The sequence below is a fragment of the Nostoc sp. NMS4 genome (assembly GCF_017115095.1).
GTDB lineage: Bacteria > Cyanobacteriota > Cyanobacteriia > Cyanobacteriales > Nostocaceae > Nostoc.
This window is the reverse complement of the sequence record NZ_JABXKI010000215.1, coordinates 1-11,871: the sequence shown is the minus strand read 5'-3', so window position 1 is coordinate 11,871 and position 11,871 is coordinate 1. Positions and strand designations below refer to the sequence as shown.

Here is an 11,871-nt window from a genome sequence, read left to right as displayed (position 1 = left end):
AACGCCCCTAAATCACTATCTCGCCCCAGCCGTTCGCCATAAGGTGGATTGCAGAATAAAATCCCACTGTCTGCGGGGGCGACAACATCAGCAAGCTCCATTTGAGAAAACCATACATGGTTATCAACGCCGCAATTTTGAGCATTGTTAATCGCTTGCTCAATTATATTTTCATCGCGATCGCTTCCCCAAATAGGTGCAGTCAGGGTATCTAGTTGGCTATCCTTAGCTTCTTGGAGCAGTTTTTCTAAAAGGGATAAATCAAAATCGAGCCAATTTTCAAATCCAAAGGATTCACGAAACAGCCCCGGTGCTATGTTCAGAGACTTTAAGCTAGCTTCCAGAGGTAAAGTGCCAGATCCACAGAGAGGATCGTAGAACATCTGATTTGGTTGCCAGCCCGAAAGTTGAATGAGGGCAGCAGCTAGAGATTCCTTTAAAGGGGCTACTCCCACCGCCGGACGGTAGCCTCGGCGATGCAGACTATTTCCCGAACTGTCGAGTTTAACGGTACAAAAGTCGCGTTCAATGTGAACATTAATCCGCACATCTGGTTCATGAAGCTCTACATTTGAACGTTCGCCCAGATTTTCTTTTTGCTGATCGACGATCGCATTTTTGATCTGGAGAGATGTGAAATGGGTATGGTTCAGGTGATCGTTTTTGCCTGTGGTATTTACCGCCAGCGTCATATCTGGTGTGAGATAATTTGCCCAATCGATAGTCTGGATGCCGCGATAGAGATCCTTAGCATCAAGGCATGGAAACTCATGGATACTTACCAAAATGCGGAATGGTAGCCTCGCCCAGATGTTAACGCGATAAAGTAGAGTGCGATCGCCCTCAAAGGCTACACCGCAAAACCCTGGCTCTACAGAATCAGCACCCAGTTGCTCTAACTCCTGAGCCGCCAGGGTTTCTAATCCACGAGCAACTGTTGCAAAATAATTCATAATTCGTAATTCGTAATTCGTAATTAATGGCTATTAATAACTCAAATTCTCTTAGTCCACTGAGGTGGACAATGCTAGTGTAGTAGCGAATTCTATTCGCCCAATATTTTTTCAACTTAGATTCATCTAGAAATTTTTATAATCAATCATTGTCTGACGATAAGCATCTGGCAAACCTGTATCAAAACACTTACCTTTAACAACATATCCTATCATTCCCTCTTCCTGACGCAATCTTTCCAGACAGGATGTTAACTGGAATTCACCTCGTTCTCGGAAATCTTTGTTAATATGTTCTGCGAGAAAGTCAAAAATTTTCGGCGTAAGTAAATATAAGCCAAATATACCTAAAAAATCATTTTCTGCCATTCCCTCTACACGCAAATGCTGTTGTGCATACTCAATGGTAGGTTTTTCATAGAGTTGTGTAACTGACAAAATCGAGTTTAACTCTTGCCAAACTCCTGTTATACACCCAGCTTTATGAATAATTTCTGCTGGCATTGTAGTTAAGCCCACAACGTTTTGATTAACTTGTTCATAAACAGCTAAAACTTGACTAGCACAAGATTTTTCAATATCAGATGCATAAATGTGGTCGCCCAACATTAACAGAAACGGCTCATTTTGTACCCAATCTTTGGCACAAAATACCGCATGACCATAGCCTAATTGCTCCTCTTGCAATAACATGGTAATTCTCTTGCCTAAATTTTGCAAATATTGGCTATATTCTTGATTTTGCGGCGACAGTTTCGCTAAAAGTTCTTTTTTGGGTGGATTTTTCAATAAATCTTCAAATATTTCTTTGTCATCCGGCTGCACCACGATCGCTACTTCTGTAATTCCAGCACTAATTGCCTCTTCAATAATTGCTAAAATCACAGGTTTTGCCCTACCATCTCGATCAATAATCGGGAAAAGTTCTTTTTTCACAACTTTAGTCGCTGGAAACAACCGAGTGCCAAAACCAGCCACCGGAATCACAGCCTTTCTAACTTTATTTTTCTGCATTCAATCATCAATCCTCATCAGCTTAAAATCTCCCCTCCTCTCTCTGCGTCCTCTGCGCCTCTGCGGTTCGTCATCCCAACTTCTCAAACAACTCCGCCAACACCACATTAGAAAACAAAAACCCTTGGGGATCAATCAAACGCAACCTTCCCCCGACAATTTCCACCCAACCTTTCTCAAAATACACTTGCAAACACCGGCAAATTTCCTCTACTTTCTCTTCCCCAAACGCCTCCGCCAACACGGTTAAACTCAAACCCTCCGCCAAACGCAACCCCAACATTAACGTTTCTAACAATACTTCCTTTGGGGGAGTCACATCACAATCAATCACACCGCCAGCTTGCACCCACTGGTAATACTCCTTAGTTTTGCGCGGACGAGTGAAGCGCTTCCCCTCAACATAGCTCGCCGCACCCATACCAAAGCCGTAATAAGGGCGGTTTTCCCAATAAACTCGATTATGCCGACACTGATGGCCAGGTTGGGCATAATTGGAAATTTCATAATGCTCATAACCTGCACTAGTCAAAACCTGCTGCGCCATCTGGTACATTTTAACTGTGGCTTCATCCGTAGGTAAAGGAGTATCACCAGGTTTGTAGTAACGACCAAAGGCTGTACCTGGTTCGATGGTAAGATCGTAAATGGAAATGTGAGTGGGTAAAATCGCCACTGCTTTTAAGAGAGAATCCTGCCATTGCTCTAAAGACTGATGCGGCAATCCAGAAATTAAGTCTAAGCTAAATTCGGGAATCTCGACTTGGTGGATTAGTTCTACAGCTGCAAAAATATCTTCAACTGAGTGCGATCGCCCCGCCCTCTGCAATAATTCTAATTGAAAGGCTTGGACACCCAAACTTACTCGGTTCACCCCAGCACTGCGATAACCTGCTATATGTGCTAAATCAAAGGTGGCTGGGTCAATTTCCATAGAAATTTCTGCCCCAGATGCAATCCCAAAATGCTTCTGTAGCTCTCCCACTATCCGTTGTAGCTGTTCCGTTGATAGCAGCGAAGGAGTACCACCACCGAAGAAAATTGTCTTCAGGGGTTGACCAAATGCTGGTGTCATGGCAATTTCTTGACATAGTACCTCAACATATTGGGAGATCGTACCAGATGTTTCGCCCCGCAAGCGATCGCCGACAACAGACACCGGGAAATCACAATAAAAGCACCGCCGTCTGCAAAAGGGAATATGCACATAAGCAGAACTCGCAATTCCAGAAATACTAAATTTTTTACTCATTTTGAGAAAAGTTTGAAGTTAATCTAACTGCGAATTAGAGACAGTGAAAATGAGATAAGAATTCAGGAGTCAGGAGTCAGGAGTTAGAATAATTGTAAAATCAAGCGTATAATAACTTCTTGATTCTATTAAAATTATTAAGTTTGGGTATCAAAGTCTTCTTAATTCTGACTTCTGGATTCTGGATTCTGAATTCTTACAAAATAAGTAGTTTATTTACAAGTTTTTGTGGTTTTACAAAGAAACAATGAAAAATATTAAGATGAAAGCCTTTAGTTATAATAATTGCAGATATTGTCAGCCTAAACCCTTAGTGTAAGTCAATATTGATCCGTTTATCTTACCGATGAAATAAAAAATACTTAACTTTATCGGTTAACACAGTTGTAGGAAAACAAGACAACCATGCTTGACGCCATTATTATTTTCTCATTTATCCTAGCAGCGTCGGGAATAGGGTTCTACAGCATTGAACTACTACCCAATGGCACACTAGATCAGGTAACGAATCTAGAAGCTTTACGCTTAGTTGTTGCCGTCTTTGCCGCTATTATTGGTGGTGCGATCGGGCTGAGTTTCCAGACGACATATCGTCGTCTAGAATCACAAGTCAAAGAAATGCCTCTAGAGGTAATCTTAACTCGTGCGATCGGCTTAGTGATTGGGCTATTACTAGCTAACCTAATGCTAGCCCCACTATTTTTGCTCCCGATCCCGGCGGATTTTGGATTTATTAAGCCATTGGTGGCAGTTGTCGGTAGTATCATCCTCTCCGTCACTGGGATGAATTTGGCAGACACCCACGGACGAGGCTTATTGCGGTTCATTAATCCCAACACCGTCGAATCGATGGTAGTGGAAGGAACGCTAAAACCAGCTAATACCAAAGTTCTAGATACTAGCTGTATTATTGATGGTCGTATTGAAGCCTTACTAGAAACAGGGTTTTTAGAAGGGCAAATTCTCGTACCGCAGTTTGTCTTGCAAGAACTCCAACAAGTAGCGGATGCTAGCAAAGACCAAAAGCGGGTGCGGGGAAGACGAGGACTAGAAATTCTCAACCGCATTAAGGAAGATTATCCCGATCGCATCCTGATTAATGCAGTTGACTACGACGATATTCCCACAGTGGATGCGAAGTTAGTGCGCTTTGCTCAAGAAATTAGTGGCACACTGCTAACTAACGACTACAACTTGTCTAAAGTTGCCAGTGTTCAGAAAGTACCTGTTTTGAATGTGAATGATTTAGTGAATGCCGTTCGTCCCAGTTATTTACCTGGCGACAACCTGGATTTAAAAATTCTCAAGGAAGGCAAAGAACCCAGTCAAGGCATTGGCTACCTAGATGACGGCACAATGGTAGTCGTTGAAGAAGGTAGCAGTTATGTGGGTGGTGAACTGCGAGTAGTAGTCACCAGTGCTTTGCAAACTACAGCAGGAAGAATGATTTTTGCCAAACCCCAAGCTTCAGCATTGGCGTGAAACAATGGGATGTTCAATTGGAGTGAAACTTGATAATCGGTGCAGGTTGACTGCACCGATTATTTATTGATTAGAATCACGAGACTCATTTGCCTGTAAATACTGTAACTGCTCAATTGATAACCCTGTGACTCTGCCGATCTGTTCTAATGGCATACCAGTACTAAATAGATTTCTTGCCACTTCAAGTAATGCTTCAACCTTACCTTCAGCCTTACCTTCAGCTTTACCTTCAGCCTTACCTTCAGCTTTACCTTCTTGTAGAATGTCTTGATAAATCGCTGACTCGCGCATAATGTCTGACCTCAAAACTCGTTTAATAACCTCTTTATCTAATACTAAACCAGCTAAAATCGCTGTAGAAGCAGCAATATTACTTTGAGTTCTAGATTCTGTAATACTATTAATTTCCCGTGCCACTTCGTTAAGTATGACTTCTGGATCAATTGTACTGCTCAACGCCGCTAAAGGTAGAAGTCCAGGTGTTCTCAAAAATACTTCTGTTGGTTGTTCCCAAAGTCTGATAACTGCAAATTCATGTCGTGTCCCAGCAATTGTAAATGTATTTTGTTGCACCAAATTTGAATTTGTCTGCTTGAGGTAAATTACGACCTGATACATTGCTTTATCTGGAAAGCGGCGATATACTCGCAATCGATAGTCAATCATCCGAAAAGGAATTTCCGCATCGACTTGGGTTTGAAATTCCAAATGCAATATGCTTTGCTCTGACTGCAACAGAATTAGGGCATCAGCCCGAATGGGTTCAAGAGATAATTCTTTTGGACTTAGTTCTGTGAAATTAATAGGTTCGCCTAATAACCATGTAGCGAAGTCACTGGAGAAGTTCTCAACTAAGAATTTGCAAATATTGTCAAACATCTGAGTTAGTACTGATCTTGATATGGTAGACGACTACGAGCAGCTACTATATATTTTGTAAATCGAACAGGATGCCTAACATACAATAATAGTGCTATACCTTTGTAGTTAAAAATTTTAATAAACCACGAAGGCTTAAAAAATCACAAAGCCGACTTTTGCAACACAACCGTATTTGATGGCTAAATCAATTGTTTCAACAAAACGGCTCGGTAGCCAGTTAATCAACTGGTTGCTTGAAGAAAACCGACAAGAGAAAAAAGGACCTTACCGCAAAGAAGAAGCACATCGCCAACATTCATGGTGGCAGGTTATGTGCTTGACTGGTGTAGATTATTTCTCGACCCTTGGCTATCAGCCAGGGATTGCAGCACTAGCGGCTGGCGCTCTTTCTCCTATCGCTACGCTAATTCTAGTTTTGCTGACGCTCTTTGGGGCATTGCCAATCTATCGGCGCATTGCTGCCGAAAGCCCTCATGGTGAAGGGTCGATCGCAATGTTAGAGCGTTTACTTCCCTGGTGGCAAGGCAAATTACTTGTACTATGCTTACTTGGCTTTGTCGCAACTGACTTTATTATTACCATTACTTTGTCAGCTGCTGATGCTACTGCTCATATCATCGAAAATCCACTGACACCAATTTGGCTTCACAATCAGACGATCGCAGTTACCCTGATCTTAGTTGCATTACTAGGTGCAGTTTTCTTGAGAGGTTTCCGAGAAGCCATTGGGATTGCAGTAGTTTTGGTGGCAGTTTATCTGCTGTTAAACTTTATTGTCGTTGGCCTTGGTCTGTATCAGATATTAACTCACACAGAAGCGATCGCTAACTGGCAAACTGCACTTTTTACACGCAATTCCAATCCTTTAATGTTAATCGGCATCTCTCTCCTCATATTCCCCAAACTAGCGCTGGGATTGTCAGGTTTTGAGACTGGTGTTACCGTTATGCCTCTGGTTAAAGGTAGCAGTAACAGCACTTCCCCGCATTCCAAAGGGCGGATTCGGAATACACGCAAGCTGCTCACCACTGCTGCTCTGATTATGAGCTTCTTTTTGCTTACCACCAGCTTTATAACCACTCTACTGATTCCAACCGCAGAATTTGCATCCGGGGGCAAAGCCAACGGACGCGCCCTTGCTTATTTAGCACATCTGTATTTAGGCAATGGCTTTGGCACAATTTACGATTTAAGTACTATTTCTATTTTGTGGTTTGCAGGTGCATCTGCAATGGCAGGGCTGCTGAATATTGTGCCTCGCTACCTACCACGCTATGGCATGGCACCCAATTGGGCACGAGTAACGCGACCTTTAGTGTTAGTCTACACAGCGATCGCTTTTGTTGTCACAATTATCTTCAAAGCAAGTGTAGAAGCCCAAGGTGGAGCTTACGCAACTGGCGTACTTGTGTTGATCACCTCAGCCGCCTTTGCCGTAACTTTATCAGCCCACCGTCACAGACAGAAGCGCGCCAGACTAGTTTTTGGCATCATTACACTATTATTTTTATATACCACCATTGTCAATATCATCGAAAGACCAGAAGGGATCAGGATTGCTGGGTTTTTCATCGGTGCGATCATTTTTACCTCGCTGGTTTCTCGTGTTTGGCGTTCAACAGAACTGCGAGCAGAGCGAATTGAAGTTGACGAACTTGCTAGCCAATTTTTTGCCGAAGAGAGCCAGGGAGTAATACGACTGATTGCAAATCGCTTGAATACGGGCGATGCCCTAGAGTATTTTATGAAAGAGAAAGAGGTACGCGAAGATAATCATATTCCACCCAACGATCCAATTCTGTTTCTAGAAATTCATGTATCCGATGCTTCGGAATTTGCGGATGTGATTAAAGTAAAAGGGGTAAAAGTTGGTGATTATCGCATCCTCCGGGCTGAAAGTGCAGCAGTACCGAATGCGATCGCAGCTTTACTACTATATATTCGTGACCAAACAGGTAAGATTCCCCATGCTTACTTCGGCTGGGTTGAGGGAAATCCCATACAATACTTATTGCGTTTTATCTTGTTTGGTGAAGGCGACATTGCTGTAGTTACCCGTGAAGTACTGCGGCGGGCTGAAAAGAATCCCCAGATGCGACCTGGTATTCATGTTGGGGGTTGATTTAAGAGTGCTGAGTTTTGAGTTCTGAGTTTTGAGTGCTGAGTTTTGAGTGCTGAGTTTTGGAGTAAATTAAAATCACTCAGCACTGTTTCGGTGACAGAGTTCTTTTTTTTTGCTTGTTCCCTTATTTGCTAAAAGTGGAGCAAATAAACCAGTGATAGAAGTAGCGATCGCTGCTTCCGCTTCCAGGTGGAAGAAATTGCCCTAAAATTTATGTAAATATGAGCCGCTCAATCTTAGATTAACTTTAAATTTATTTAACTTTATAGAATGCCAGACGCGGAAAAGTCCCAGAACCAGCTGGCTAATAAAAAGCTGCTGCATCGGCAAGTTAATAAAAAGGCAAATTATTCGCTAGTAGCCAGTGGAGAAGAGGGAATGGTGCTTCAGTTGGCTGATGGCACTATCCAGGCTTGCAATGCGGCTGGCGATCGCATTTTAGGACTGACAGCAGAGCAGCTTGTGGGGCAAAATTGGCTCGATCCCAGGTGGCAATTTATTCATGAAGATGGCTCTCCTTTACTCAGTAAAACTCACCCTACGAGCGTTACCCAAAATACAGGTAAACCTTGCTTAAATGTGGTGTGTGGCTTTTATAAGCCAAATGGTGAGCTAGTCTGGCTATTGCTTTCTTCCCAACCTCTGTTTCAAACTGAAGGAAGCAATGTCTATGCGATCGTGACAACTTTTTCAGATATTACGGAATCTAAGCACGCCCAGTTAGAGAACGATCATAGTTGTGAACAAGATACTCAACGAGTTGATGCAAATCAATTTCAGGCACTGTGGGATAGTCACAATCTGTTTCAACAAATTGCTGGCACTCTTCCGGGGATAATCTACATTTATAACTTCATTGAACAGCGAAATTCTTACGTTAATTACGAAATTGCTCAAAGTTGGGGCTACACACCAGCAGAAATCCAGGCGATGGGAAAGGACTTATTTACCCAATTTCTACACCCTGAAGATTTGGCTCGACTCCCTAGCTATTTTGAAAAATTTAATTCTACCCATCAGGGTGAAGTCCTCAGCTTTGAATACCGAATTCGACACGCCAATGGAGAGTGGCGCTGGTTTTGTAGCTATGACACGGTACACAGCAGAACTGCTGATGGATTGCCGCAATATCTTTTGGGGATCGCTTTTGATATTACAGAGCGACGACACATAGAAATTTCTCTGCGGCAAAGTAACGAAAGGTTTGAGCTAGCAGCCGCGGCGGTTAATTGCCTAATCTATGACTGGGAGATTGCGAGAAATACTGTAGAAAGAACTCAGGGTCTAACCCAGGTTTTTGGCTACACACAACAAGAAACTGAACCGACCTTCCAGTGGTGGCAAAAACGCATCCACCCCGATGACCAACAAAGAGTTAATGACCAATTCATCGCTAGTATGGCCAATGGAAACCGTTATCGCATCGAGTATCGAGTGCGTCACCAGGATGGCCGCTATTTGTGGGTGGAAGATCGGGGGTTTGCACTCCGGGATGCAAACGATCGAGTAGTTAGGGTAGTTGGTGCGAGTACTGATATTACCGAACAGCAAGCTGCCATACAGGAACGCCAAAAAATTGAAACAAATCTGCGCGAGAGTGAAGAATGGATTCGGTTAGCCACTAATGCTGCTGAAATGGGTATGTGGTTTTGGAATATCACCACCAACGAAGTAATTTGGACAGAGAAATGTCGGCAGCTGTTTGGACTGTCCCTAGAAGCCGAAATCAGCTTTGAGATTTTCCTCAGCTGTGTATATCCAGAAGACCGCCAATGCATTCATAAAGCGATCGCCCGCTCTCTTGAGGAAAAGGTTGACTGTGATATTGAATACCGCAGCCTTTGGCCTGATGGTAGTATTCATTGGATTGCTACTAAAGGTCGCGTCTTTTATGATACCGATGGTAAGGCGGTACAGATGATGGGTACTACCCAGGATGTTACCCAACGCAAACAGGTAGAAAATGATTTACGCCAGCGCGAAACTCAATTAAGGCGGTTAGTTGATTCCAACATCATTGGCATTATGTTCGCCACTCCTGATTACATTACTGAGGCGAACGAGGCTTTTTTAGAAATGGTGGGTTATACGCGACAAGAGCTATTGACAGCTAAGATACGCAGACAAAATATTACGCCACCTGAATATCATACTCTCGATCGCCAGGGTCTGGAACAACTTTTAACGGTTGGGATATGTACTCCCTTTGAAAAAGAATACATCCGCAAGGATGGTTCCCGCATTCCCATATTAATTGGTGGTGCTTTGGTGGAGAAAGATCCCGCGTCTTGGATCTGTTTTATTCTTGATTTAACCCCCAGGAAGCAATTAGAAAAGGCGCTTAGGCAACAAGCTGAGGAACTTAAACAGGCAAACCGGAATAAAGATGAGTTTCTCGCTATTCTTTCTCACGAATTGCGTAGACGCGAAGCGGCTTGTCGTCAGACATCGCCTCTCAACCCCATTTTAGGGTGGTCATCGCTACTCAAAAGCCGCAAATTTGATCAAGTGACTACAAGTCGCGCTTTGGAAACCATCGAAAGAAATGCACAATTGCAAATTCAATTAATTGATGAGTTGCTCGATGTGTCCCGAATTATTCGCGGTAAGTTGAACCTGACTTTTGCCACTGTTAACCTAGTAGCTGTAATTGATGCAGCATTAGAAACAGTCCGGTTAATCGCTGAAACCAAATCCATCCAGATTAAAGTACAGGTTGACCCCAATGTTGGTAAAGTGTTAGGCGATTATTATCGCTTACAGCAAGTTGTGGGGAATTTACTCTCGAACGCAGTTAAGTTTACTCCCTCGCATGGTTCAGTGGAAGTCAGTCTTTCATTGAGTCGTGAATTAACTTCCCCCTCAGCAATAATTCAAGTTAAAGACACAGGCCAAGGTATTTCCCCCGAATTCTTACCCCACGTATTTGAATATTTTCGTCAAGCCGATAGCAGCACAACCAGAAAATTTGGCGGACTGGGATTGGGATTAGCCATAGTTCATCACTTAGTAGAGTTGCATGGTGGAACTGTAACAGCAGCTAGTCCCGGAATTGGACAGGGAGCAGTTTTTAGTGTCAGACTGCCGTGATCGAGGAGAGTCAGGGAGCAGTGAGAGTAAGGGAAGTAGAGGAGAAATTCAACTCATCACTTTTTCATGGACTACGAATATTAATTGTCGATGATGATGTTGACACACGGGAGTTTTTACACTTCTTGCTACAACAGAATGGAGCGTTGATAACTGCCGCAGCATCTGTAAAAGAGGCATTAACTATTATAGCACAAGTTGTCCCTAATTTATTAATCAGTGATTTAGGAATGCCAGAAATCGATGGCTATAGCCTGATTAAGATACTTAGAGCCATGCCCAAAGAGGAGGGCGGGGAAATTCCAGCGATCGCACTTACCGCCTATGCTGGAGAAAGCGATCGCGATCGAGTCTTAGCAGCTGGTTTCCAGAAACACATTGCCAAACCAGTACAACCAACTGAATTACTCACCTCAATTGCAGATTTGCTTGAGCAGAGAGTAGGGAGTGGGGAGTAGTGTAGTTCAAAATTATTTGAAAAACGCTATAATTCAACGTTTAGCTGAAACCTAATCTAACTCCCTGCGTCCTTCCAATGCTCTCGCCAAAGTTACTTCGTCTGCGTACTCCAAATCGCCACCCACAGGTAAACCAAAAGCAATCCGCGTCACCTTGGTAAATGGTTTCAGTAGCTGACCGATATAAAGTGTTGTTGTCTCGCCTTCTACACTCGGACTAATTGCGAGAATTACTTCTTGAGGTTTTTGCTGACTCACGCGGCGCTGCAAAGCCAGTATAGTCAACTGATCTGGGCCGATTCCATCAATTGGCGAAATCACCCCACCCAAAACGTGATATTTGCCTTTGTATTCGCGGGTTTTTTCCAGCGCAATCACATCGCGGGGATCTGCGACAACACAGATAATGGTGTTGTCACGATTGGCATTGCGGCAAATCTCACAAACAGGTTCAGCAGATAAGTGAAAGCAAACAGAACACAAGCCTATCTGTTTTTTTGCCTCAATTAAAGCTTGTGCCAAAGCTTCTACTTCTGCTTCTGGTCGCTTCAAAATATGCAAAGCCAGTCGCTGGGCGCTTTTGGGGCCAACTCCCGGTAGGCGTTGCAATTGCTC

General features: G+C 43.3%; 7 protein-coding genes and 1 pseudogene. 3 read left to right on the top strand and 5 right to left on the bottom strand.

Annotated elements, in window-relative coordinates; genetic code table 11:
* The 3 genes from HWQ37_RS18540 to hemW form a co-directional block, all read right to left on the bottom strand.
* Positions 1-953, bottom strand: a 953-nt coding sequence (locus HWQ37_RS18540; RefSeq protein ID WP_292749496.1) for a THUMP domain-containing class I SAM-dependent RNA methyltransferase, incomplete at its 3' end; no start/stop codon positions are given.
* 126 nt (positions 954-1,079) lie between these two features.
* A complete protein-coding gene (locus tag HWQ37_RS18535; RefSeq protein ID WP_292749495.1) occupies positions 1,080-1,967 on the bottom strand; it encodes a UTP--glucose-1-phosphate uridylyltransferase in 888 nt (295 codons plus the stop codon).
* A gap of 70 nt (positions 1,968-2,037) precedes the next feature.
* Positions 2,038-3,219 (bottom strand): radical SAM family heme chaperone HemW, encoded by a 1,182-nt coding sequence (gene hemW, locus HWQ37_RS18530; protein WP_292749493.1) that lies wholly within the window; start codon positions 3,217-3,219, stop codon positions 2,038-2,040.
* Positions 3,220-3,624: 405 nt separating this feature from the next.
* Here hemW and HWQ37_RS18525 point away from each other — a divergent pair, with 405 nt between their 5' ends.
* Positions 3,625-4,701 (top strand): PIN/TRAM domain-containing protein, encoded by a 1,077-nt coding sequence (locus HWQ37_RS18525; RefSeq protein WP_292749491.1) that lies wholly within the window; start codon positions 3,625-3,627, stop codon positions 4,699-4,701.
* Positions 4,702-4,764: 63 nt separating this feature from the next.
* Here the strand turns inward: HWQ37_RS18525 and HWQ37_RS18520 are convergent, their stop codons facing one another.
* Complete coding sequence (locus HWQ37_RS18520) at positions 4,765-5,583, bottom strand: Rpn family recombination-promoting nuclease/putative transposase (protein ID WP_292749489.1); 819 nt, start codon at positions 5,581-5,583, stop codon at positions 4,765-4,767.
* Between the two features lie 178 nt (positions 5,584-5,761).
* Between HWQ37_RS18520 and HWQ37_RS18515 the strand changes: the two genes are divergently transcribed.
* Entirely contained in the window at positions 5,762-7,708 is a 1,947-nt protein-coding gene (locus HWQ37_RS18515) for an APC family permease (protein ID WP_292749487.1), read from the top strand.
* Between the two features lie 270 nt (positions 7,709-7,978).
* Positions 7,979-11,256: pseudogene (locus tag HWQ37_RS18510) on the top strand (PAS domain-containing protein).
* Between the two features lie 51 nt (positions 11,257-11,307).
* Here the strand turns inward: HWQ37_RS18510 and recR are convergent.
* Positions 11,308-11,865, bottom strand: a complete 558-nt coding sequence (gene recR, locus HWQ37_RS18505; protein WP_292749497.1) for a recombination mediator RecR — start codon at positions 11,863-11,865, stop codon at positions 11,308-11,310.
* Positions 11,866-11,871 lie beyond the last annotated feature (6 nt).

What these genes read in the sequence shown, in the direction of transcription:
- HWQ37_RS18535 (WP_292749495.1), bottom strand. Translation starts at nt 1,967, where the DNA reads ATGCAGAAAAATAAAGTTAGAAAGGCTGTGATTCCGGTGGCTGGTTTT.
- hemW (WP_292749493.1), bottom strand. Translation starts at nt 3,219, where the DNA reads ATGAGTAAAAAATTTAGTATTTCTGGAATTGCGAGTTCTGCTTATGTG.
- HWQ37_RS18525 (WP_292749491.1), top strand. Translation starts at nt 3,625, where the DNA reads ATGCTTGACGCCATTATTATTTTCTCATTTATCCTAGCAGCGTCGGGA.
- HWQ37_RS18520 (WP_292749489.1), bottom strand. Translation starts at nt 5,583, where the DNA reads ATGTTTGACAATATTTGCAAATTCTTAGTTGAGAACTTCTCCAGTGAC.
- HWQ37_RS18515 (WP_292749487.1), top strand. Translation starts at nt 5,762, where the DNA reads ATGGCTAAATCAATTGTTTCAACAAAACGGCTCGGTAGCCAGTTAATC.